Annotated in this window: 24 protein-coding genes; 7 read left to right on the top strand and 17 right to left on the bottom strand. The window is 65.9% G+C overall.

Features of this window, described 5'->3' with window-relative positions; all coding sequences use genetic code 11:
- Positions 1 to 15 precede the first annotated feature (15 nt).
- The 9 genes from bamA to ASG62_RS13780 all read right to left on the bottom strand — a co-directional run bounded on the left by bamA (position 16) and on the right by ASG62_RS13780 (position 10104).
- Positions 16 to 2538 (bottom strand): outer membrane protein assembly factor BamA, encoded by a 2523-nt coding sequence (gene bamA, locus ASG62_RS13820; RefSeq protein WP_056691327.1) that lies wholly within the window; start codon positions 2536 to 2538, stop codon positions 16 to 18.
- Positions 2539 to 2741: 203 nt separating this feature from the next.
- A complete protein-coding gene (gene rseP, locus ASG62_RS13815; RefSeq protein WP_056691322.1) occupies positions 2742 to 3881 on the bottom strand; it encodes an RIP metalloprotease RseP in 1140 nt (379 codons plus the stop codon).
- A 136-nt stretch (positions 3882 to 4017) separates the two neighbouring features.
- Complete coding sequence (locus tag ASG62_RS13810; protein ID WP_056691320.1) at positions 4018 to 4869, bottom strand: phosphatidate cytidylyltransferase; 852 nt, start codon at positions 4867 to 4869, stop codon at positions 4018 to 4020.
- A 4-nt stretch (positions 4870 to 4873) separates the two neighbouring features.
- Positions 4874 to 5599, bottom strand: a complete 726-nt coding sequence (locus ASG62_RS13805; protein WP_056691317.1) for an isoprenyl transferase — start codon at positions 5597 to 5599, stop codon at positions 4874 to 4876.
- A 43-nt stretch (positions 5600 to 5642) separates the two neighbouring features.
- Positions 5643 to 6200: a ribosome recycling factor gene (gene frr / locus ASG62_RS13800; RefSeq protein ID WP_056691315.1), complete on the bottom strand. Its 558-nt coding sequence runs from the start codon at positions 6198 to 6200 to the stop codon at positions 5643 to 5645.
- Between the two features lie 144 nt (positions 6201 to 6344).
- Positions 6345 to 7061, bottom strand: a complete 717-nt coding sequence (gene pyrH, locus ASG62_RS13795) for a UMP kinase (RefSeq protein WP_156382136.1) — start codon at positions 7059 to 7061, stop codon at positions 6345 to 6347.
- A gap of 98 nt (positions 7062 to 7159) precedes the next feature.
- A complete protein-coding gene (gene tsf / locus ASG62_RS13790) occupies positions 7160 to 8086 on the bottom strand; it encodes a translation elongation factor Ts (RefSeq protein WP_056691307.1) in 927 nt (308 codons plus the stop codon).
- Positions 8087 to 8227: 141 nt separating this feature from the next.
- Positions 8228 to 9049, bottom strand: a complete 822-nt coding sequence (gene rpsB, locus ASG62_RS13785; protein WP_056691304.1) for a 30S ribosomal protein S2 — start codon at positions 9047 to 9049, stop codon at positions 8228 to 8230.
- Positions 9050 to 9282: 233 nt separating this feature from the next.
- Positions 9283 to 10104 (bottom strand): EipB family protein, encoded by an 822-nt coding sequence (locus tag ASG62_RS13780; protein WP_056691301.1) that lies wholly within the window; start codon positions 10102 to 10104, stop codon positions 9283 to 9285.
- Between the two features lie 165 nt (positions 10105 to 10269).
- On the opposite strand from ASG62_RS13780, the gene ASG62_RS13775 reads away from it, so the two are divergent.
- The 4 genes from ASG62_RS13775 to ASG62_RS13760 are packed head-to-tail and all read left to right on the top strand — an operon-like array spanning position 10270 to position 13225.
- Positions 10270 to 10740 carry a RidA family protein gene (locus ASG62_RS13775; protein WP_056691298.1) on the top strand — a complete coding sequence of 157 codons (471 nt, stop codon included), beginning with the start codon at positions 10270 to 10272 and terminating at the stop codon, positions 10738 to 10740.
- A 1-nt stretch (position 10741) separates the two neighbouring features.
- A complete protein-coding gene (locus ASG62_RS13770) occupies positions 10742 to 11485 on the top strand; it encodes a glycerophosphodiester phosphodiesterase family protein (RefSeq protein WP_056691295.1) in 744 nt (247 codons plus the stop codon).
- Between the two features lie 30 nt (positions 11486 to 11515).
- Complete coding sequence (locus tag ASG62_RS13765; protein WP_244487494.1) at positions 11516 to 12733, top strand: GNAT family N-acetyltransferase; 1218 nt, start codon at positions 11516 to 11518, stop codon at positions 12731 to 12733.
- A gap of 60 nt (positions 12734 to 12793) precedes the next feature.
- Complete coding sequence (locus ASG62_RS13760) at positions 12794 to 13225, top strand: HIT family protein (RefSeq protein ID WP_056691293.1); 432 nt, start codon at positions 12794 to 12796, stop codon at positions 13223 to 13225.
- A gap of 25 nt (positions 13226 to 13250) precedes the next feature.
- Here the strand turns inward: ASG62_RS13760 and ASG62_RS13755 are convergent, their stop codons facing one another.
- The 5 genes from ASG62_RS13755 to ASG62_RS13735 form a co-directional block, all read right to left on the bottom strand.
- Complete coding sequence (locus ASG62_RS13755) at positions 13251 to 13610, bottom strand: AzlD domain-containing protein (protein ID WP_056691290.1); 360 nt, start codon at positions 13608 to 13610, stop codon at positions 13251 to 13253.
- Positions 13607 to 14368 (bottom strand): AzlC family ABC transporter permease, encoded by a 762-nt coding sequence (locus ASG62_RS13750; RefSeq protein ID WP_056691286.1) that lies wholly within the window; start codon positions 14366 to 14368, stop codon positions 13607 to 13609. Before ASG62_RS13750 ends, ASG62_RS13755 begins: the two co-directional genes overlap by 4 nt.
- 76 nt (positions 14369 to 14444) lie before the next feature.
- Positions 14445 to 16928 carry an ATP-dependent Clp protease ATP-binding subunit ClpA gene (gene clpA, locus ASG62_RS13745; protein WP_056691283.1) on the bottom strand — a complete coding sequence of 828 codons (2484 nt, stop codon included), beginning with the start codon at positions 16926 to 16928 and terminating at the stop codon, positions 14445 to 14447.
- Positions 16929 to 16936: 8 nt separating this feature from the next.
- On the bottom strand, positions 16937 to 17215 hold the full coding sequence (clpS, locus tag ASG62_RS13740) for an ATP-dependent Clp protease adapter ClpS (protein ID WP_244487510.1): 279 nt from the start codon (positions 17213 to 17215) through the stop codon (positions 16937 to 16939).
- Between the two features lie 273 nt (positions 17216 to 17488).
- Positions 17489 to 17848 (bottom strand): phasin family protein, encoded by a 360-nt coding sequence (locus tag ASG62_RS13735; RefSeq protein ID WP_056691280.1) that lies wholly within the window; start codon positions 17846 to 17848, stop codon positions 17489 to 17491.
- A 334-nt stretch (positions 17849 to 18182) separates the two neighbouring features.
- Here ASG62_RS13735 and ASG62_RS13730 point away from each other — a divergent pair, with 334 nt between their 5' ends.
- Together ASG62_RS13730 and ASG62_RS13725 are read left to right on the top strand one after the other, a co-directional pair.
- Entirely contained in the window at positions 18183 to 19700 is a 1518-nt protein-coding gene (locus ASG62_RS13730; RefSeq protein WP_056691277.1) for a D-alanyl-D-alanine carboxypeptidase, read from the top strand.
- 123 nt (positions 19701 to 19823) lie between these two features.
- Positions 19824 to 20093 carry a hypothetical protein gene (locus ASG62_RS13725; RefSeq protein ID WP_056691275.1) on the top strand — a complete coding sequence of 90 codons (270 nt, stop codon included), beginning with the start codon at positions 19824 to 19826 and terminating at the stop codon, positions 20091 to 20093.
- 44 nt (positions 20094 to 20137) lie between these two features.
- Here ASG62_RS13725 and ASG62_RS13720 read toward each other — a convergent pair whose 3' ends face one another.
- Positions 20138 to 20569 carry a DUF1489 family protein gene (locus tag ASG62_RS13720; RefSeq protein ID WP_056691273.1) on the bottom strand — a complete coding sequence of 144 codons (432 nt, stop codon included), beginning with the start codon at positions 20567 to 20569 and terminating at the stop codon, positions 20138 to 20140.
- Between the two features lie 112 nt (positions 20570 to 20681).
- Here ASG62_RS13720 and ASG62_RS13715 point away from each other — a divergent pair, with 112 nt between their 5' ends.
- Complete coding sequence (locus tag ASG62_RS13715) at positions 20682 to 21380, top strand: DUF599 domain-containing protein (protein WP_056691270.1); 699 nt, start codon at positions 20682 to 20684, stop codon at positions 21378 to 21380.
- Position 21381: 1 nt separating this feature from the next.
- On the opposite strand, the gene ASG62_RS13710 is transcribed toward ASG62_RS13715, so the two are convergent.
- Both ASG62_RS13710 and ASG62_RS13705 read right to left on the bottom strand, forming a co-directional pair.
- Positions 21382 to 22176 carry a YdcF family protein gene (locus tag ASG62_RS13710; RefSeq protein WP_056691268.1) on the bottom strand — a complete coding sequence of 265 codons (795 nt, stop codon included), beginning with the start codon at positions 22174 to 22176 and terminating at the stop codon, positions 21382 to 21384.
- Between the two features lie 67 nt (positions 22177 to 22243).
- Positions 22244 to 23074, bottom strand: coding sequence for an aldo/keto reductase (locus tag ASG62_RS13705; protein WP_056691266.1), 831 nt, complete (start codon positions 23072 to 23074; stop codon positions 22244 to 22246).
- Positions 23075 to 23153: the final 79 nt, after the last annotated feature.

Genomic DNA, 23153 nt, shown 5'->3' with positions numbered 1-23153 from the left:
CGCCTTCCCTTCCCGTCAGAAGCGCGAGGAGAAGCCGAACGAGAACTCCTGCGTCTCGTCGTACTCTTCCTTGGCCAGCGGATAGGCGTAGTTGACGCGCAGCGGGCCGAACGGCGAGGCCCAGCTGAGGCCGATACCGACCGAAGCGCGCACCGACAGATCGTCGCCGACCACGCCACGGGCGCCGGCATATTCGGAACCCCAAAGCGTACCGGCATCCGCGAAGACCGCGCCGCGGAAGCCGAGATCGCGCGAGATGCCCGGCAGCGGGAAGGTCGCCTCGGCCGATGCGTTCAGGTAGTTCTCGCCGCCGATCGCGACGCCGTCGCCGATGCGGTTGCCGAGAGCGTCCAGCTCGAACTGACGCGGGCCGATGCCCTTGGTCTCGAAGCCGCGAACGATGTCCTGGCCCTTGAAGAAGTTGTCGAAGACGCGAAGGTCGTCGCCAAGGCCCGTGACGTTTCCGCCGCCGGCGCTGAGCTGGCCGACGATATCGTACTCTTCCTGCAGCTGCTTGAAGTAGGCCGCCTTCGCCGTGGTCTTCACGAAGTTCGCGTCGCCGCCCAGGCCCGCGACCTCCTGCCCGATCGTCGCGGCGATGCCGTTGCGCGGGTCCTTGTTGGAGTCGAGCGTGTTGTAGGCCAGCGCGTAGGAGATCGACGAGGTCGTGTAGGGGCTGTCGCAGATCGCCTGGTTGATGATGGCGGAGCGCGTGTACTTCGGCGCGTTGTCGAAACCGATTCCGAGGCCTGCGGCACCGGAGGAGACGACGCCGAGCGGGTTCGGCGCGTCGCAGGTCGCGAACAGCGCGGACGAACCGGCCGTGCCCTGCGTCACCTGCTGATAGAGGTTGGTCGTCGGGTTGAAGGCGTAGGAGCCGAGGTTGAGGCCGATATTGTCGCCGAACTCTTCCTGCTTGAAGTTGTAGGCGACCTGGGCCGTCAGATCCTCGGTGATCGGCGCGGCCAAGCGGAGCGATCCGCCGACACGCTCGACATCGTAGGACTCCGACTTGTTCTCGCTCGTATAGATGTCGAAGCCGGCCGCCAGACGCCGCCCGAGGAAGTAGGGCTCGGTGAAGGAGAGCTGGTAGTTGCGCGTGTCCTCGCCGAAGCCGGCCGAGACCTTCACGAACTGGCCGCGGCCGAGGAAGTTGCGCTCGGTGATGCCGATTTCGGCGACCGGGCCTTCGCTTTCGCCGCCCGTCGTGTAGCCGCCGCCGATCGAGAACTCACCGGTCGACTTCTCCTGCACGTCGACGATCACGATGACGCGGTCGGGCTCGGAGCCGGGCGCGGTCGAGATGCTGACCTTCTCGAAGAAGCCGAGATTCTCCAGCCGCTGCTTGGCGCGCTGCACGAGAACCTGATTGAAGGCGTCGCCTTCGGAAACGTCGAACTCGCGGCGGATGACGTAGTCGCGGGTCTTGGTGTTGCCGCGAACTTCGAGACGCTCGATATAGGCGCGCGGACCCTGATCGATCACGTAGTTGATCGAGATCGTCCGGTTGTTGAAGTCGCGATCGCCGCGCGGCGTGACCTGAGCGAAGGCATAGCCCTTCGAGGCGACGGCATTCGTGATGCCGACCAGCGTGTCCTCGACCTTCTGGGCGCTGTAGACGTCGCCGGTCGAGGTCTCGAGTTCGCTGCGCAGAGACTCGGCATCGACGCCCGGGATGGTGGAGTCGATGTTGATGGCGCCGTAGGTGTAGCGCTCGCCCTCGTCGAGGGTGATCGTGATGAAGTACTTGTTCTGCGTCTCGTCGAGTTCGGCGACAGCGGAGACGATGCGGAAATCGGCATAGCCACGATTGTAGTAGAACCGGCGCAGCGTCTCCTCGTCGGAGCGCAGGCGATCCTCGTCGTAGATGTCGTTGCGCTGGATGAAGGAGAGGATGCCGGTCTCGCGAAGGGCGATGACCTCTTTCAGGCGGCCGTCGCCGAAGGCGTTGTTGCCGACGAAGGTGATCGAGCCGATCTTCGTGCGGTCCCCTTCTTGGACGTCGAAGATGACGTTGACGCGATTGTTGTCGACGGGCTGCGTGCGGACGGAAACGACGGCGTCGCTGCGGCCGATGCGAACATAGGCCTCTCGGATCGACTCCACGTCCGTCTGCGCCTGGGCGGCGGCGTAGGGCGAGCGCGAGGCGGTCTGCACGACCGCGTTCAGCTGCTCGTCCTTCAGCTTGGAATTGCCCTGGAACAGGACCTGGTTGACGATCTGGTTCTCGTCGACCTCGACCGTGACCGTGCTGCCGTTCTGGCTGATGCGAACGTCGGAGAAGAGGCCGGTCGAGTAGAGCTTGCGAACGCCCTCGTCGATATCGGCATCCGAGATGTTCTGTCCGGCGCGAATGGCGAGAAGGCCGCGGATCGTGTCGGCCTCGACCCGCTGATTACCCCGAACCTCGATTCGGCTTACCGGCGCCGCCTGGGCCGTCGTCGTACCGACGAACTGAACTCCGAGCGCGGTCGCCATGACCGTGGAGGAGAGAGCGATCGCCGATGCGGCCCGAAGAAGCTTTGATCCAGCCGACATAGGCCTCACCACCTTTTACATACTCATTCGCACGGAAACCGAAACGGCATCCTGCGTCTCTTGCCTTTTACCGGCTTTGACCGGGCGTTCAAGCAAACTGGACGGAACCTGTTTAGGAATCGGAAAACCGTTGCACCCCGGCCACGCGCACCTCAGACATGGTTAACAAATGGTTAGCATGCCGAGGCGGGTCGCTAAGTGTCTCAACTCAGTCCCGAAATGTCGTTCCAGAAGGCAAACACCATCAGGGAAAGCACAAGAAATAGGCCAACCTTGAAGCCGACCTCCTGCACGCGCTCGCTTAGAGGTTTTCCGCGCAGCGCCTCGTAGGCGTAGAAAAGCAGGTGTCCGCCGTCGAGCATGGGAATCGGCAGGAGGTTCAGAAGGCCGATCGAGACCGACAGGAGCGCCGCCAGATTGAGCAGCGCGCCGAAGCCGAGGGTCGCGACCTGGCTGGAGACCTGCGCGATGCGGATGGGGCCGCCGATCTGCTCGGAGCCCTGATGGCCCGTGACGATCCCGCCGATGAAGGAGACCGTCCGTTCGGTCACGAACCAGGTCTGCGAGACGCCGTATTTCACCGCCTCGACGGCCGAGACGTCCTCCATGCGGAAGGCGGCGGATTCGTTGCTCGCGATCAGGCCGATGACGGGAACGCGCACCTTGTTGCCGAAGCCGTCGTCCTGCTCCTCCTCGCGCGGCGTCACCGTCAAGGTGAGGCTCTGCCCGGCGCGCTCGATCTCGACGGCGATCGGCGTGCCCGGTCGGCTGGAGACATAGCGCTGGAGATCGCTGAAATAGGCGATCTCCTCGCCGTCGAGTTTCTTCACTCGGTCGCCCGGGGCAAAGCCGGCGGCCGCGGCCGGAGAGCCCGCGCGCACGTCCGAGACGACGGGGTCGCCGACGACCCGCCCGCCCGTGAAGGCGACGGCGGCGAAGAGGACGATTGCCAGGATGAAATTCGCGATCGGTCCGGCGGCGACGGTGGCGGCTCTGCGTCCGACGCTTTTCGCCGGAAAGGCCATCGCCCGCTCCGCGTCCGACATGCGGGCGACGGCCGCGTTGTCCGGCGTGCTCGCGGCGTTCTCGTCGCCCAGGAACTTCACGTAGCCGCCGAGCGGGATGGCGCAGAGCTTCCAGCGCGTGCCGCGGCGATCATTGAAGCCGACGATCTCGGGCCCGAAGCCGACGGAAAAGGCGAGGACCTTGATGCCGCAGAGACGGCCGATCAGGAAATGTCCGAGTTCGTGGAAGAAGACAATGACGGTGAGAACGAAGAGAAACGGCACGACCTTGATCAGCGCCGAGTCCCAAAGCACTCCCAAGCCGGATGAAACGTCCATGTCCTGATCCCGTCCCGAACAGACCTCCCGCCGTTCGCCGGGGTACGAGGTCTTCGTCTTCTCTTGCGTCGCGTGGTCGTCCGCCGGGGACAGCGCCCTGTTCCGGCGGGGAAAATCTCGTTTGCCGAGGCCGTGTCTACAGATCGAATATGGCGCGCGCCGGATGATCGAAGCCCTGGACGGCGATTCCGACGAGCCAAGCGAAACCGAGCGCCACGATGAGCGCGTCGATCCGGTCCATCAGTCCGCCATGGCCGGGAATGATGCGACCGGAATCCTTCACGCCGAAGCGCCGCTTCACCCAGGATTCGAAGAGATCGCCCGCCTGCCCGAGAATGGACAGCGCCGCCGTGAACGGGATGATCAGCGGATGGAAGCCGCCGGTGACGGCGATGTGGAAGGCCGTCCCGAAGGCGACGCCTGCGACGAGGCCGCCGACCGAACCCGAAACCGTCTTCTTCGGCGAGACCGCCGGCAGGATCTTCGGTCCGCCGAAGGTCCGGCCCGTGAAATAGGCGAAGATGTCGCTCGGCCAGACGACGCAGATGACGAGGCCGAGCATGGCGAGGCCCTCGGCATCGTCGCCGCGCAGGAAGCCCGGCGCCAGCGCCGCGAAGGCGGCATAGGCGAGCCCGCCCAGCGCCCAGTCCGCCTTGCGCTCGCCTCTGTCGACGAGGGCGACGAAGAGGCCGGCGCCAAGAATCAGCGCGACGGCCGCCTCCTCCTCGCCGATCAGGAAGGCGAAGAGGCCGAAGAAGAGCGCCCGGCGCAGAAGCTTGTAGCTCGCGCCCGCGCGCTTGGCGCGGGTCATCTTGGACCATTCGTCGAAGACGATGACGCCGGTGGCGCAGCAGAGAAGCTTGAAGGCGAAGCCGCCGGCGAGCGTCACCAGAATGACGAAGGCACCCAGCACCAGAGCCGAGATCAGGCGGGATCGCAGATCGATCCAGGATGCGGTTGCGACGAGCCTGCCGATCCCCAAGCCCATCCGGTCAGGACGCGATCTCGCAGGAGGACACGCTGCCGAACCGGCGCTCGCGGCTCGCGAAGTCCTTCAGCGCTTCCTCGAACGCCTTCCGGTCGAAGTCCGGCCAGAGGCAGGGCATGAAGACGAACTCGGAATAGGCGGCCTGCCAGAGCAGGAAGTTCGAAAGGCGCAGCTCGCCACTCGTGCGGATGATGAGGTCTGGATCGGGGATGCCGGCCGTGTCCATATGCGCGTCGATCAGCTCGGCGGTCAGGGCCTTCGGCTCGAGCTCGCCGAGAACGATCTTCTCGCCGATACGCTGCATGGCGCGCGTCACCTCGTCCCGCGCGCCGTAGTTGAAGGCGATGACGAGATTGGTGGACGTGTTGTTGCGCGTCAGATTCTCCGCCTCCTCGAGAAGAGAGCGGATGTCCGGCGACAGGTTGTTCCGCGCGCCGATGACGCGGACGCGAACGCCTTCCTTGTGAAGGTCCGCCAGATCGCGCCGGATGAAGAGCTTCAGCAGCCCCATCAGCTCGCCGACCTCCTCGGCGGGACGGCTCCAGTTCTCCGAGGAGAAGGCGAAGAGGGTCAGATACCGGATGCCGAGGGCACCCGCCGTGCGAACGGCCTCGCGAACCGCCTCGACGCCGCGACGATGACCGATCGAGCGAGGCAGTCCCCTCGCCTTCGCCCAGCGGCCATTGCCGTCCATGATGATGGCGACGTGTTCAGGTGACCGCACGGACATAACCTTCCCTGAGACCGTTTGCCGAGAGGGCACCGGGATCATCCTAGACCTGAAGGATTTCGGCTTCCTTTGCCGCCAGGGTTCGGTCGATGTCGGTGATCGTTTCATCCGTCATCTTCTGGACCCGGTCCGACATCTGCCGCGAATCATCTTGTCCGATGTCGCCGTCCTTCTCCAGCTTTTTCAAGGTATCCATGCCGTCGCGGCGGACATGGCGCGCGGCGACCCGGGCGTTCTCGCCGTAGGTATGGGCGACCTTGACGAGTTCCTTGCGGCGCTGCTCGTTCAGCTCGGGAAGCGGAATGCGCAGCGTCGTGCCGTCGGTGATGGGGTTGAGGCCGAGGCTGGAATCGCGGATCGCGCGCTCCACCTTGCCGACCAGCGTCTTGTCCCAGACCGAGACCGCGAGCATACGCGGCTCGGGCACGGAGACGTTCGCCACCTGATTGAGCGGCGTCGGCGAGCCGTAGGCATCGACCGTGATGGGATCGAGAAGGTTCGCGGAGGCGCGGCCCGTGCGCAGGCCGGACAGGTCGTGCTGCAGGGCGGCGATCGCCCCGTCCATGCGCCGCTTCAAACCGTTGAAATCGAATTCCGCCATGATGGTTCTGCCTCTGATACCAACGGCCCGAATGCTTTCGCACCGGCCGTCGAGGTTTTTGCGACGCTCTCGAAGACACGAAGGCCTCGGATCATCGCAAACGGGACACAGGGGCCATCGTCGGATGCCCCGGTGGATGCGATCCTACTCGGTGACGATCGTCGATCGTCCGCCGCCGGTGAGGATACGGCCGAACTCGCCCTTCTCGTGGATCGAGAAGACGAGGATCGGGATGTGGTTCTCGCGCGTCAGCGCGACGGCGGCGACATCCATGACGGCAAGCCCGCGCAGGAGCAACTCGTCATGGGTGAGGCTCTCGAAACGGGTCGCGTCGGGATGGAGCTTAGGATCGGCCGTGTAGATGCCGTCGACCTGCGTGCCCTTGAAGAGCGCCTCGGCGCCCATCTCGGCCGCCCGCAGGGCCGCGGCGGAATCGGTGGTGAAGAACGGGTTGCCCGTGCCGCCCGCGAAGATGACGACGCGCCCGGCCGCCGCATGCGCGAGGGCGACGCGCTGCGAGAAGCTCTCGCAGATTTCCGGCATGGCGATCGCCGACAGGACGACGGCATCGACGCCGATCTTCAGAAGCGAGGTGCGCAGCGCCAGCGCGTTGATGACGGTGGCGAGCATGCCCATGTGGTCGCCGGTCACCCGGTCGCCGCCCTTCGACGCGACGGCGACGCCGCGGAAGATGTTGCCGCCGCCGATGACGATGGAGATGTCGACGCCGAGCGCGCGCGCCTCGGCGATGTCGCCGGCGATGCGGTCGACGACCGTGACATCGATCCCGAAGCCCTGGCCGCCCATCAGGGCCTCGCCGGATACCTTCAGGAGCACACGCTTGAAACGGATGTCCGCCATATTCAAAACCACCCGTTTTCGATGCCGGCCTGCGATACAATAAGGGCGCCCGCTTGTCACGCGGACGCCCAGCATCTCGTCACTCTAAGGTAACTTGATTACTTCTTGCCGGCAGCCGCGGCGACTTCCGCTGCGAAGTCCGACTTCTCGCGCTCGATGCCCTCGCCGAGAGCGAAGCGCACGAAGCCCGTGATCTTGGCGGGCGCACCGAAGTCCTTCTCGGCCTCCTTCAGCGCCTTCTCGACGGTGAGGTCGGGATTGATGACGAAAGCCTGGCTGAGAAGAACGACCTCCTCGTAGAACTTGCGCATGCGGCCTTCGACCATCTTCTCGATGATGGCTTCGGGCTTGCCCGATTCGCGGGCCTGCTCGACGAAGATCGCCTTCTCGCGCTCGGCCGTCGCCTGATCGACTTCGGCCGAGGTGAGCGCAAGCGGGTTGGTCGCGGCGACGTGCATGGCGACCTGACGGCCGAACTGGGTCAGCGCGGCCTTGTCGCCGGTCGACTCGATCGCAACGAGCACGCCCATCTTGCCGAGGCCTTCGACGACCTGGTTGTGGATGTAGGAGGCGACGACGCCCTCGCCGACCGACAGGGTGGCCGAGCGGCGGAGGTTCATGTTCTCGCCGATCGTGCCGACGGCCTCGGTCACCGTCTCGGAGACGGTCTTGCCGTTGCCGGGATAGGAAGCGGCCGCGACGGCCTCGACGCTGCCGTCGGTCGACAGGCCGACCTTGGCGATGTTCTTGACGATGGCCTGGAAGGCATCGTTGCGGGCGACGAAGTCGGTCTCGGAATTCACCTCGACGACGATCGCCTTGGTGCCCTCGGAAGCGGCGGCCACGAGGCCTTCGGCGGCGGTGCGCCCGGACTTCTTGTCCGCCTTGGAAATGCCCTTGGCGCGCAGCCAGTCGATCGCGGCTTCCATGTCGCCGTTGGTCTCGGCCAGCGCGGTCTTGCAGTCCATCATGCCTGCGCCTGACTTCTCGCGCAGTTCCTTCACCATCGCGGCGGTAATGGTCATGGTTCAGCCTCTTGCCAAAAGCACCGGCTCACCTCCGGCGTGTCGCGCGGAAATGAGCCGGTCTTGTCACATCTGTATGAATGGGGTCGGTGGAACCGTCCGGCTCTGGGCCGGACGGCAAGCCTTGGATCGCTTGGAGCCTTAAGCCGCCGAAGCTTCCTCGGCGACCGGCGCTTCGGCGGCGGGCGCCTCGGCTTCGGCCAGAGCCGGCTCTTCGTCGAGAGTCTCGATCGGAGCCTCTTCCATAGCGCCGATGTCGACGCCCATGGCGCCGGCCTGACGGCCGATGCCGTCGAGCGCGGCCTTGGCGATCAGGTCGCAATAGAGCGTGATGGCGCGGGCCGCGTCGTCATTGCCCGGGATCGGGAAGTCGATCGGGTTCGGGTTGCAGTTGGAATCGACCACGGCGACGACCGGGATGTGGAGGCGCTTAGCTTCCTCGATCGCGATCGCTTCCTTGTTGGTGTCGATAATGAAGATCATGTCGGGCACGCCGCCCATGTCGCGAATGCCGCCGAGGGCGCGGTCGAGCTTGTCGCGCTCGCGCTGAAGCGTCAGGCGCTCCTTCTTGGTGAAACCGTGGGCCTCGCCGGCGAGCAGCTCGTCGAGCTTGCGGAGGCGCTGGATCGAGTGCGAAATCGTCTTCCAGTTGGTGAGCATGCCGCCGAGCCAGCGGGAGTTCACGTAGTACTGGGCCGAGCGCTGCGCGGCATCGGCGACGATGTCGGAAGCCTGGCGCTTGGTGCCGACGAAGAGGACGCGGCCGCCCTTGGCGACGGTGTCGGACACGGCCTTCAGCGCCGTGTGCAGCAGCGGCACGGTCTGGGCGAGATCCAGGATGTGGATGTTGTTGCGCGAGCCGAAGATGTACGGCGCCATCTTCGGGTTCCAGCGGTGGGTCTGGTGGCCGAAGTGGACACCAGCCTCGAGGAGCTGGCGCATGGAGTAGTCGGGCAGTGCCATGGTAAACGTTCCTTTTACCGGTTTAGCCTCCACGGAACGAAGCAGCCTCATGGCTGCAACCGGTGGGCTGATCCTTCGAAGATTCGAACGATCGTCCCGAATTCCGTGTGTGGAATAGCGGCGCGCATACACGATTTGGTGGTCCCGGGCAAGCGCGCGCCACGAAACCATATGGGATCATGCCGGTCCGGGTGTAAGCCCCCTCGCCGGCCGCGACCGTTCGGAAGCGGCGCTCAGGGGCACTTCGGCAGATCGAGAAGATCCAGCTTGCTGAGGCTCCCCGCGAAGACATAGTCGCCGAAATCGAGCTTCAGCTCGTCCGAAACGCCGTTCTCGTAGAGCACGTAGCTCGTGCGGAAGACGGGCAGGCCGTCGGGGTCGCTGTCGCTGTTGTAATAAGCCTCGCTGACGCGCCAGGAGCGAAGCCCCGCCAGCGCGCTGCGGATGCCGGCCTGAAGCGCCTGTCGGGCCGCGGCCGCTGCGTCCTCCGGCTTGGCCGCCTCGGGCGTTGCGGCGGCAGGCTCGTGCGCGGAGATGATGGCGGTGCTCGTCAGGAGCTTCTCGCTGTCGTCGTCTCCGTCGAAGAGCCGCGCCTCCACGATCTGCTGGCCGGCCTTGGCCTTCTCGATCAGTTCGCGCGTGTGCTGCATGGGAAAGCGCGAGAGCGGCAGGGCGAAGCTGCGCTCCTCCGGCTCCGTCATCACGACCTTCGTGGCATTGCCGTCCTGCCGCGCCTCGCCCACGACCTCCTTTTCGGCCGTGCCGTCCACGAAGGTCTTGGTCGAGAAATCGAACTCGGTGCCGGCCACGTTTTCCGTCGAAACCGTCTGCTGATCGGTCTGCGTGATCTCCTGCTCCTGCTGGAATCGCGCCACGAATCGATAGTCGAGCTTGTAGACGCCGCAGGTCTCGCTCTTCAGCGCCATGGCGATTCGCCCGTCGGCGCTCGCGATGTCGTCGGTGCGGTCGGCGAGCCGCAGCTCGTAGATGGCCTGATGGGGCGCCAGCGGAACGATGGTCCGGGGCGTGTCAGCGAGGCTCGCGACGGTTGTCATTCCGGCCGCGAAAGCGGCTATAAAACGGAGCGGCATCGGCTTAAGGTCCTGTCGGCAATCACATGGCGCATGGCATTACTGTCGGCGACCCTTCCATCATTCCATGGTCTGGCGCCTCTCGCCGCGCCTGCGCGAGACGCTTCGAAGAACGACAAGGACCCATCGATGACAGCAGCCACGATCTCGGACCGTCTCGCCGCCGCCGGCGTCACCCTGCCCGAGGCCGCCGCTCCGGCCGCCAACTATGTCCCGTTTGTCCTGTTCGGCAACAGCCTGCAGACGTCGGGACAACTTCCGCTAGACGAGGGAAAGCTCGCCGTCACGGGAAAACTGGGATCCGGCGTCTCGTTGGAGGACGGGCAGAAGGCCGCGCGCTTCTGCGCGATCAACATTCTGGCCCAGGCCAAGGCCGCGCTCGGCGGCGATCTCGAGCGCATCCGGCGGCTTCTGAAGATCACCGTCTTCGTAGCGAGCGACCCCGGCTTCACCGATCAGCACAAGGTTGCAAACGGCGCCTCCGACTTCCTGGTCGAGATTCTCGGCGATGCCGGCCGCCACGCCCGTTCGGCCGTCGGCGTGCCCTGCCTGCCGCTCGGGGCGGCGGTCGAGATCGAGGCGCTCTTCGAGATCGCCTGAGATGACGCTGTCGAACCCTGCGGAGGCGGCCTCCCCGCTCGCCTGGCTGACGGCCCGGCCCATCGCCCATCGCGGGCTCCATGACGGCAACGTGGCCGTTATGGAGAACTCGCTCTCGGCCTTCTCCGCCGCCGTTGAAGCCGGATACGCGATCGAATGCGACGTGATGCTGTCGAAGGACCGCGTTCCCGTCGTCTTCCACGACACCTCGCTCCAGCGCGTCGCCGGCATCGCCGGGCGCCTCGCCGACAAGACCGCCGCGGATCTCGGCCGCCTGCGCCTCGGAGCGACGCAGGATACGATCCCGACGGTCCGCCAGCTTTTCGACCTCGTGGCGGGCCGCGTGCCGATCGTCATGGAGATGAAGGGCCTCAGCGAAGCGGAGGACGGGGACGTCTTCGCCGCGCTGAAGCCGCTGGTGGAAGCCTATGACGGCCCGCTCGCGCTCATGTCCTTCGATCCCTGGCTGATCGATCAGGCGCTCGAGGCCACGACGCTCCCCGTGGGGCTGACGGCGGAAAGCCTGAAGCCGGAAACCCTGGCCGAGCATCGCGCGGTCTACGAGCGCGGCTGCCGCTTCGTCTCCTACAACGTCCACCATCTGCCCAATTCCTTCGTGGACTGGGTGCGAAACGTCAGAGGCGATCCCGTCATCACCTGGACGGTGCGCACGCCGGTCGAGGTCGAGCAGACGGTGCGCCACGCGGACCAGATGACCTTCGAGGGCTTTCTGCCGCAGCCCTGATGCATTGCGCTGCCACATCCCGGAGCCAAGATGCCAGACATGATGGGCAACAATCTCGTCGCGGACGAAGACAGCTTCACCCTGCGGGTCGTCAACAGCGTTTCGGAGGTCGAGGCCTCCGCTTGGGATGCGCTCGGCGCCGTGTCCGCGGGCGAGCCGGGCAATCCCTTCTCCCGTCACGCGTTTCTTCTGGCGCTGGAGGAATCGGGCTGCGTCGGGCGCAAGGCCGGCTGGCTGCCGCAGCATCTCGTGCTGGAAGGCCCGGGGACGGCGCCGCTGGCGGTGGCGGCCGCCTATGTGAAGAGCCACAGCCAGGGCGAATACGTCTTCGACCACGGCTGGGCCGACGCCTTCCAGCGGGCGGGCGGGCGCTATTACCCGAAGCTCCAGATCTCCGCGCCCTTCACGCCCGCGACGGGACCGCGGCTTCTGGTCGGCCAAGGTCCGGGCGCCGAGGTGCGGCGGCTCGCGCTCTGCGAGGGCATCAAGACCTTCGTCGAGCAGACGGGCGTCTCCTCCGCTCATGCGACCTTCCTGACCGACCCCGATCTCGCCGCGATGGAAGCATCCGACTTCCTCCATCGTACCGACCAGCAATTCCACTTCCGCAACCGGGGTTACGCGACCTACGAGGACTTTCTCGCGACCCTCGCCTCACGCAAGCGCAAGGGCCTTCGCAAGGAGCGCGCCCAAGCCCTGGCGGAGGGCATTGAGATCGAATGGCTGACGGGACCGAGCCTCACGACGGAGGCCTGGGATGCCTTCTTCGCCTTCTACATGGACACCGGCAGCCGGAAATGGGGCCGACCCTACCTCAACCGTCGCTTCTTCGATCTGATCGGCGAGCGGATGGGAGAGAGCATCCTTCTCGTCATGGCAAGGCGCGGCGGACGCTACATCGCGGGCGCGCTGAACTTCATCGGGCCGGACACGCTCTATGGCCGATACTGGGGCTGCGTCGAGGAGCACCCGTTCCTGCATTTCGAGGTCTGCTATCATCAGGCCATCGACTACGCGATCCGGCACAAGCTCTCGCTCGTCGAGGCAGGCGCCCAGGGCGAGCACAAGCTGGCGCGGGGCTACGAACCCGTGACGACGCATTCGGCCCACTACATCGCCCATCCCGGCCTGCGCCGGGCGATCGAAGATCATCTCGAACATGAGCGCGCGTATGTGGAGCAGGCACAGGAGGCGCTGAGCGAGCACACGCCCTTCCGAAAGGGCGATCGGCAGCAGGAACAGGACTGAGACTGGACGCGAGCGCCTTGCCCGACTAGGCCTCCTCCGGCAACGAGCGGAGGATGCGACATGACCGAGGGCTACGATCCCAACAACATCTTCGCCAAGATCCTGCGCGGCGAAATTCCGAGCCAGAAGCTGATCGAAACCGACGCGGCCATCGCGATCATGGACGTGATGCCGCAGTCGAAGGGGCATTGCCTCGTCATTCCAAAGGCGGCCTCGCGCAACCTTCTCGACGCGTCCGACGCGACGCTCCAGGCGATCATTCCTCTCGTCGCCCGACTCGCACGCGCGGTGAAGACGGCGTTCTCGGCGGACGGCGTGTCCATCGCGCAGTTCAACGAGGCGCCGGCGGGACAGACCGTCTTCCACCTGCATATCCACGTCATCCCCCGCTACGAAGGCCTTGAACTCGAGCGCCATTCGGGCGGCATGGCAGATCCTTCAGTTCTCGCGGAGCACGCCGCCGCGATCCGGGCGGCGCTCGAGAACGCGTAGAGCGAAAGACCCCGCGGGCCGTGCCCTAACCCATCAGGTAGGGCACGCCGAGAAGGATGGCCTCGGCGACGAAACAGCCGAGGAGAATATGCCTGCCGAGCAGGATGTAGCTGAGGAAACCGGCCGCAAGGGCTCCGACGCGCACGGCGTCCGGCACGGCCGCCAGCGAGCCCGTCGGATAGAAGACAAGGCGGGCGATAACGGCGGCGACGAGCGCGGTCGCGACCGCGCGCGCCAGCGCGATCAGCCGCGAGTTTTCGTCGATCCGCCCGGCCGACGCGACGCCGATCCAGCGCCACATGTCCGTCGGCAGCCAGCCGGCCAGAAGGATGAACGCGTAGGGCCACCAGGCGGCGGCGACGTCGTGATATCCGAGCGCGCTCATGGGCCCTCTCCAGCCTCGACCGGCTGGGCCTTGCCCTTCCGCCGGGCGGCCTCGCCGACGAAATAGGCGATCAGCCCGCCGCCGATGCCTGCGATCAGGATGTCGAGCTCGGGGTCGATCGCATGGCCGATCGGCAGCGCCAGCATGCCCGTGAGAAGGCCGAGCTTGCCCGAGAGTTCGCGCGCCGAGCCGTAGAGCGAGGTGAGGAAGTACACCGGCGTCAGGAAAGCCAGCGCACCGGTGGCGAGCGCCGGCAGCTGGCCCATCAGGTTGAAGGCCAGCGCGACGACGAGCGTGTTCACCGTGCAGAGCGTCGCGCCAAACCCGCCGAAATAGGCGAGCCGATGCTCCCGGGGGACCTCGCGCAGGGACTGCATGGCGAAGACCCACGCCGTGATCGCGATGAAGTGCGAGAGGAGGAAGGTCGTCCAGCGCCGCGTTCCAGGGCCCCGGATCTCCGGCATCAGCGATACGACCATCGGCATCAGCCGCAGCGAGGACAGGCCCACCGCGAAGGCCGTCGCCGCGAGCGACAGGCCGGAGGTGATGGCGCCGACGAGGATGATGTTGGCCGGCAGCGCCCAGATCGTGAAGACCATGAAGGTCGCTTCCGGCCAGGAGATGCCGGCGTCCCGCGCGAGGCCCGCAAAGCCGATATGGGCCGTCGTCAGGATCAGGGCCGGCGGGCTGAACATGCCGAGCATGCCGCGGCGGATCCAGGGCCAGTGCGACCCTCCGGCTTCTGCGAGAACTGTCATCCGGGCTGCCCGACGATTTCGATACACGCGAAAAGGCCGCCCGAGAGGATCGGGCGGCCCTGGAGGTTCTCGGCGATTAGGCCGGCTTGCGCGGAACCTTGGGTCCCGTCACCGGGCGCTTGGCCGCGCGGACGGCGAGTTCGCCGTCGCCCTCGGCCGGCACGTCCGGCACGTCGTCGTCATAGGTCTCGTTGTCCTCGGGCTCGTCGGACCCATCGGCCTCCGCCTTGCCGCGACCCTTGCCGCCCTTGCGGGCCTTGGCCGGCAGCTCGTCGGCGATCGGGTCGAGCTTCAGGACCTTCTTGCCTGCCTCGTCTTCGACCACCGTCACCTTGACCGTGCCGCCGCGCTTGAGCTTGCCGAAGAGAACCTCGTCGGCGAGCGGCTTCTTGACGTATTCCTGGATGACGCGGGCCAGAGGCCGCGCACCCATGTGCTCGTCGTAACCCTTCTCGGCGAGCCAGGAGACCGATTCCGGCGAGAGCTCGAAGGTGACGCCACGCTCCGAAAGCTGGGCTTCCAACTGCATGACGAACTTCTCGACGACCCGGTTGATCTCTTTCGTCGTCAGGCCGGCGAAGGGGATGATCGCGTCGAGCCGGTTGCGGAACTCCGGCGTGAAGAGCTTGTTGATCGCCTCCACGTCGTCGCCCGTCCGCTTGGTCGAGCCGAAGCCGATGGCCGCACGCGCGCCTTCCGCCGCGCCCGCATTCGTCGTCATGATCAGGATCACGTTGCGGAAGTCGATCTTCTTGCCGTTGTGATCGGTCAGCCGGCCGTGATCCATGACCTGCAACAGGATGTTGAAGAGGTCCGGATGGGCCTTCTCGATCTCGTCCAGCAGCAGCACGCAATGCGGATGCTGATCGACGCCGTCGGTGAGCAGACCGCCCTGGTCGAAGCCGACATAGCCGGGAGGCGCGCCGATGAGCCGCGAGACCGTGTGGCGCTCCATGTATTCCGACATGTCGAAGCGCAGGAGTTCCACGCCGAGCGTCGAGGCCAGTTGCTTGGCGACCTCCGTCTTGCCGACGCCGGTCGGGCCGGAGAAGAGGTAGCTGCCGATCGGCTTATCCGGCTCGCGAAGGCCGGCACGGGCCAGCTTGATCGTCGAGGCGAGAGCCTCGATCGCCGCGTCCTGCCCGTAGACGACGCGCTTCAGCTGCTCGTCGAGATGGGCGAGCACCTCCTCGTCGTCCTTGGAGATGGATTTGGGGGGAATGCGGGCCATCGTGGCGACGGTCGCCTCGATCTCCTTGATGCCGATCTTCTTCTTGCGCTGGGGCTCCGGCAGCAGCATCTGCGACGCGCCCGTCTCGTCGATCACGTCGATCGCCTTGTCCGGCAGCTTGCGGTCGTTGATGTAGCGGGCCGAGAGTTCGACCGCCGCACGGATCGCCTCGTTCGAGAACTTCACATGGTGAAACTCCTCGAAGTAAGGCTTCAGCCCCTTCATGATCGCGACGGCGTCGTCGATGGACGGCTCCTTGACGTCGATCTTCTGGAACCGACGCACGAGCGCCCGGTCCTTCTCGAAGAACTGGCGATACTCCTTGTAGGTCGTTGATCCGATACAACGAATGGCGCCCGAAGAAAGCGCGGGCTTCAGGAGGTTCGACGCGTCCATCGCGCCGCCGGAGGTGGCGCCGGCACCGATGACCGTGTGGATCTCGTCGATGAAGAGAACCGCGCCCGGGAACTCCTCGAGCTCCTTGACGACCTGTTTCAGCCGCTCCTCGAAGTCGCCGCGATAGCGCGTGCCGGCCAGAAGCGTGCCCATGTCGAGCGAGAAGATCGTGGCGTCGGCGAGCACTTCAGGCACGTCGTTCTCGACGATGCGCTTGGCGAGCCCCTCGGCGATCGCCGTCTTGCCCACGCCGGGATCGCCGACATAAAGCGGATTGTTCTTCGAGCGACGGCAGAGGACCTGGATCGTTCGGTTGATCTCGTCGGTGCGGCCGATCAACGGATCGATCCGGCCCGAACGGGCCTTCTCGTTCAGGTTGACACAGTAGGCCGTCAAAGCATCCTGGGTCGTCTTGCGCCTGCCTTCCTCGTCCGGTCCCAAAGTTGACTGGTCCTCTTCGGCCCCACGCAGAGGCCGACTTTCGGAGCCGCCGGGACGCTTCGCAATGCCATGCGCGATGAAGTTCACGGCATCGTAGCGCGTCATCTCCTGTTCCTGCAGGAAATAAGCGGCATGGCTTTCACGCTCGGCGAAGATGGCGACGAGCACATTGGCGCCGGTCACTTCTTCGCGACCCGACGACTGGACGTGAATCACCGCGCGCTGGATCACGCGGTGGAAGCCGGCGGTCGGCTTGGAATCCTCCTCGTGCCCGGTGACGAGGTTGGCGAGTTCGGAGTCGATGTATTCGGTGAGACTGGCGCGCAGCACGTCGAGATCGACGCTGCAGCCCTTCATGACGGCGGCCGCGTCCTTGTCTTCCAGCAACGCCAGGAGCAAATGCTCGAGCGTCGCGAATTCCTGCTGCCGCTCGTTCGCCAGGGTCAGCGCCTGATGCAGCGACTTTTCAAGACTTTGCGAAAATGTCGGCAAGCTTCACCTCAATTCTTTTCCATCACGCATTGCAGCGGATGCTGATGCTGGCGCGCAAAATCCATCACCTGCGTCACCTTGGTCTCGGCGACCTCATAGGTATAGACCCCGCACTCGCCCACGCCGTGATTATGCACATGCAGCATGACCCGGGTGGCCCCCTCGCGATCCTTCTGGAAGAAACGCTCCAGGACGTGGATCACGAACTCCATCGGAGTGTAATCGTCGTTCAGAAGCAGCACCCTGTAAAGGCTCGGCTTCTTCGTCTGCGGTTTGGTTCGAGTGATGACGGAGGTGCCCCGGTCCGGCCCCTGTCCGCCGGGTTTCCCGGCCTGAAGAGTCGCAGGTGGGGCGCTTCGACGCCGTCCTGTCGTATCGTCGTTCACTGCATCCACCTCTGCCGTTCCGTCCGTATGTAATGTGCCGTAACCGGATTTTAAGACGGCGGACCTCCGCGGCATAGCCCCTCGTGCGCAAACGCAAAAAGCCCGGCGCGAGGCCGGGCTTTTCGGGTCGGACGGGCGGTCGGCCTTGCGGCGACCTGGCCGAAGAACGTGGTCTCAGGCGGTGCGGCGGAACGCTTCGCTGCCCTTGGCGGCGGCGGCCGAGAAGGCGGACTCGAAGGGCTTGTAGGACTCGCGGGCGATGTCCGAATAGATTTCGCCGAGCTTGGTCGCCTGCGAGACCCAGGCCTGATAGGCCGACTTGGCGTATTCGGTCTGAACCTCGATGACCTTCTCCAGGCTGCGCGTCTGGAACAGCTGCTCGACCGCCTTGGTGGACTGCTCGTAGGACGCCTTCGTGAACTCGGTCGTCTCGGTGGCGACCTGCTGGAGACCCTTCGTCACGACGGAAATCGACTTGGTGGTGGACTCCATCAGGTCCTTGCCGATGACGCCTGCGGTGTCGAAGTTGCTCATCTCGTGTCCCTCGTGTGCGCGCCGCGATGCCCCGCGGTCGTCCGTTAACGAAGCTCAATATATTGCACTGCACAAAATAGTCAAGTTGCAGTGCAAAATTCGTAGCTCCGTCAGGCGGGGCCGCATTTCGGCCTCTCGGCGGTTCCAGGCTCGAACCCTTCGATTCGACGTCAAATTCTGAACGTCTCAGCAACCATAAACGGATTGGTAAGGCGCGCGCCCTAGGCTCCACCCATCGCAGAGCAGCCCGGCACGACGTGTCGAGGCCGCTCCCAAAGAGACGGTGGAACAGATCCCTCGTGGTGACGTCCGATCGAACCGAGAGAGTAGCTTCGTGTCCCTAGCCGTTCCGCGTTTGAAAGGTGTCGCCTCGGGTCTTGCGAAGGCGGTCGGCGTCGTCGCTGTGACCGCCGCGATCCTGGCGCAGTCGAGTGTCCTGGCCTCCGCGGCCGAGCGGGCCGCCGCCTTCGTCATCGATGCCAACAATGGCAAGGTTCTCTATTCGAAGTTCGCCGACGACCCGCGTTATCCCGCGTCGCTGACGAAGATGATGACGCTCTACATGCTGTTCGACGCGATGGAGGCCGGGCGCACCACGTTGAAGACGCCGATGAAGGTCTCGGCCTATGCCGCGGCCCGTCCCCCGACGAAGCTGCGCCTGAAGCCGGGCTCCACGATCACGGTCGAGGAGGCCATTCTCGGCCTCGTCACCCTGTCGGCCAACGACGCCTCCGTCGTGATCGCCGAGCATCTGGCGGGCTCGGAAGCCAAGTTCGCCGAGCAGATGACCAGCAAGGCCCGCCGCCTCGGCATGAGCCGCACGACCTTCCGCAATGCCAACGGCCTGCCCAACGAGGGACAGGTGACGACGGCGCGCGACATGGCGACGCTCGGAATGGCGCTTCGCGAGCATTTCCCCAAGCAGTTCGGCTACTTCAAGACCAAGGCCTTCAACTTTCGCGGCCGCACCATCGGCAGCCACAATCGCCTCGTCGGCCGCATCAAGGGCGTCGACGGCATCAAGACCGGCTATATCAACGCCTCCGGCTTCAACCTCGTGACCTCCTTCGCCATGGACGGCAAAAAGCTCGTCGGCGTCGTGTTCGGCGGTCGCACCGGCGCCTCGCGCGACAACGAGATGGCCAAGCTCATCAACCAGGCCATTCCGCAGGCCAGCACCCGCGGCGGCGGCCCCCTCATTGCCGATGTCAGCGGCGGTCGTCAGCCCCGCGTCCATGTCGAGGCAGTCGAAGTCGCAGCCGCCTCTGCCAAGCCCGCCCGCGTGCCGGTGCCGGTCTTCTCCAACCGCGCCTCGGTCAACGACCGGATCGCGGCGGCCTACGGCTCGGACGCCGGCGGCGCCATCGCGCGGATCACCGGCTCGCCGGACCATCCGCTGGTCGGCCGCGAGGCGCTTCGCGCCGCTCTCGTGACCCCGCGTCCCGATCGTCAGCAGCTCGAGGTTCCCGTGGCGAACGCTCTCGCCTCGACGCGCTCCAGCACGCGCCAGCGCCTCGTTCCTCCCGGCTCCATCCCGGGCGGCACCGACGGCGATCCCGGCACGACCGGCTCGATCTCGGACGACCAGATCTCGGCCTCCGCCGGCTCCGGCTGGGTCGTGCAGATCGCGGCGACGCCGAACAAGGCCCAGGCGCTCAGCATGCTGAGCGAGGCCAAGGCCAAGGTCGGGCCCGCGCTTCGCGGCGCCGAGGGCGTGACCCAGTCCGTCGCAAGCGGCTCGCAGACGCTCTACCGCGCTCGCTTTTCCGGCTTCTCCTCGAAGGAAGCCGCGAACAAGGCCTGCGTGGCGCTGAAGAAGAATGCCTACAGCTGCTACGCCGTCGCCAACTGACGGCGCCGCGTCCTTCGCAAGAGTTCACCTTATCTGCCGAGCCGAGCGCGCCGTGTCCCGGAGACAGGTCGCGCGCCGCCGACCGGCACTGACGTCGCCCACGAGAGTTCGAGGACCACAAAGATGAACGTCGATCAGGAAAGCCTCGGCTTCATCGATCCCACCGACCGCGCTTCCGCCGCGTCGATCGCCTCGATGCATCCGCTGAAGCAGGCCTCGCTGCGGATGGCGGAATTTCGCGAGGGCCGCTCGACGCTGAAGGCGAGGGACCTCGTCGGGCTCCTGCTCAGCCACGGCGCCCGCGCCTGGCGCGCCTCGCAGCCGGTCGTGCGCTCGCGGATCAAGGTCGCCTCCCCGTCCGGACAGCCCGCCGTTCGCATCCGCTTCCGCTGAGCCGGAGCGCCGGACGGGACAAAACTCATATCTGAAGCAGGGCTTCAGAGCAGACCGAGTTCGGCGAGTTCGTTGCGCAGATCCGCCGGCAACGCCGCACCCAGCTCGGAATCGAGATCGGCCGGCGCCTCCTCCGGCACGAGATAGCGCCAGCCCTGGAACGGCCGCCTGGGCTGAGGGTCCGTCAGCACGAAGCGCGGCTCCAGCACGATGTGACAGCGCTTGATGCCCTCGCCGTCCACGATCGGACGCAGCGCCAGGATCGGCTGGCGCACCTGCACCCGCCCCTTGATCACCCAATAGAGCGAGCCGCCGTCGAGAACCTCGTCGACCCGCTTCGGGATCATCCGCGTCTGGTGGAACTGCTCCCGCACGCGGCCTTCCCGCGCAGCCTCGCCCAGACGATGGGCGACCCAGGACTGGAGGTCCTCGACCGATTCGGCGCCGACGCAGAGCTTGATCATGTGAAGTGGCATCGGGGCTTCTCGCTCCACGCAAGGCTGCTCGTCAACCGGCGGCATTGCCGCGCCCCCAGGGATTTGCGACAGAACGCTCCGCTCTGCATCGCCGCTTCAGGAGGTCCGCCGGATGGCAACGTTCGAACTTCGCGACGGCTTCGCGCTGATCGTCTTCCTCGGCGGCTGGTTCCTCTACAACTGGGTGACGGAGAAGAGCGGCTGGTCCCGTCATGGACTGAGCGCTTCGATGAACCTCCAGCGGCGGCGCTGGATGAAGGTCCTGCTCGGGCGCGACCTGCGCATGATCGACACGGCCATCATGGCCGGCCTGCAGCAGGGAACGGCCTTCTTTGCCTCCTCCTGCATCTTCGCCATCGGCGGCTGCTTCGCGCTTCTGGGTTCGGCCGATCTCATCGCCCAGATCGCGGCCGACCTGCCCTTCTACGGCCGCCTCGACCAGCCGCTCGTGGAGGCCAAGCTCCTCGGGCTCGTCACGATCTTCGCCTATGCCTTCTTCAAGTTCGGCTGGTCCTACCGGCTCTTCAACTATTGCACGATCCTGATCGGCGCGATTCCGATGCGCAGCGACGCCGAGCGCGATCCGGCCGCAGCCGAACTGGCCGTGAAACGGGCGGCGACCATGAACCAGATCGCCGCCAGCCATTTCAACGCCGGCCTGCGCGGCATCTTCTTCGGCCTCGCCTATCTCGGCTGGTTCCTCGGCCCCTTCGTGCTCATGCTGACCACCGTCCTCGTCAGCGCGATTCTCCTGCACCGGCAGTTCTTCTCGGCCGCGCGCTACGCGGTGCGTGTGGAAGGGGAGGACTGAGTCAACGAGGACCGGGCAGCAGCGCGTCCGTCTTGCCGCTCGCCCAATAGGCGGCAAGGCCGAGATACTCGCGGATCGCGTAATGGACCTTCTCGACGTTGCGCGTCGTATCCGACGAGGGACGCCAGTTGGCGGGACCGGACGGCGTTCGATGGTCGACAGGATAGGGCAGCACCTCGAATCCCGCCCGCCGGAAGCAGCCGACCGAGCGGGGCATGTGATAGGCCGAGGTCACGAGCAGCCAGACCTCGCCGGGCTTCGGCTCCACCAGCGCCTTCGTGAAGACCGCGTTCTCCACCGTGTTGCGCGCCCGCCCCTCGAACATGACCCGTTCGGCTGGAACGCCCATGTCCGCGAAGAAGGCCGCCGCCGACTGGCTCTCCGAAGCGTCGTCCTCGAAGACGGCCGCGACCCCGCCGGTGAAGACCAGCTTGGCGTTCGGATAGCGCCGGGACAGGGCGACGCCTGCCGTCATGCGGTCCGCCGCCTCGTTCAGTTCGTAGCCGCCGCGAAAGCGGGCGACGCGCGTGTCGAGTGCGCCGCCGAGAACGACGATCCCGGCAATATTGTCCGGCAGGGGTGGGACGGGAAAGCGATCCTCGAGCACGGCCGTCATCAGGAGACCGGCCGGGCTGAACGCCGCGATGCCGAAGATCGCAAGCGAGAAGGCGAGGAGACCGGCTCCGAGACGCCGCCAGCGCAGGAGCATGGCGACGAGGCCGGTCACGGCCAGCACGAAGACGAGGGCCAGGGGCTGGAGCAGAAACCAGCCGATCTTGGAGAGGACGAAGAACAAGGGCTCGGGCTCCGACAGGGGGAGCCCGAGCCCTTAGACCGCCGGTGCGGTCAAGTCGACGGCCGGATCAGACCCGGTCCCAGACCGGCGCGAACTGCGGATCGATGAGGCGTCGCCGTTGGCGGCTCAACTCGTCGAGGCTGCGCTTCTCCTCGGCGTCGAGTTCGAAGCCGAAGACGTCGAGATTGATCGCCAGACGGTCGGGGTTCTTCGTGCGCGGAATGGCGGCGACGCGGTCCTGGGAGACCTCCCAGTTGAGAATCACCTGCGAGGGCGTTTTGCCATGCTTGGACGCGATGCCGACGATCAGCGGATGCTCCAGGATGTCGCCGCCCTGGCCGAGCGGAGAATAGGCGACGAGGGCCATGCCGTGCCGCTCGCAAGCCCCGAGGACCGCTTCCTGCGCGAGAAAGGGATGGTACTCCACCTGATTGCAGACGAGGGGCGACGGCGAGAGCGCCGCCGCCTCGTCGAGAAGCGGACTTGGGAAGTTGGCGACGCCGATATGGCGCGTCAGCCCCCTCGCCTTCGCAGCGTTCAGGGCCTCGATCGTCTCCTCCAGCGGGATATCCGCATTCGGCCAGTGGATCAGCAGGAGATCGACCGGGCCGATACCGAGGGCTTCGATCGCGCGATCGGCGGATTCGGCGAAGCGGTCCGCAGCCAGATCGTCGCGCCAGATCTTCGTCGTCACGAAGAGCTCGTCGCGGGGCAGCCCCGCAGCCCGGATGCCCGCGCCAACCTCCGCCTCGTTCTCGTACATGCGCGCCGTGTCGATGTGGCGGTAGCCGGCTTCGATGGCCTTCGCCACCATATCGGTCGCCGCCTCGCCCTTCAGGGTGTAGGTGCCGAAGCCGATCGCGGGAATCCGGGCGCCGTTCGCCTCGATGATCTTCATACGCGGTCCTTTGCATGCGATGGGATGGTCGCGCCGGGGCAGCGGTGCGCCGCCCGTGCTGGCACGGGTGCAATACGAG

It is taken from the genome of Aureimonas sp. Leaf427 (assembly GCF_001425485.1).
Taxonomy (GTDB): domain Bacteria; phylum Pseudomonadota; class Alphaproteobacteria; order Rhizobiales; family Rhizobiaceae; genus Plantimonas.
This window is presented reverse-complemented; position numbering and strand designations above follow the sequence as displayed.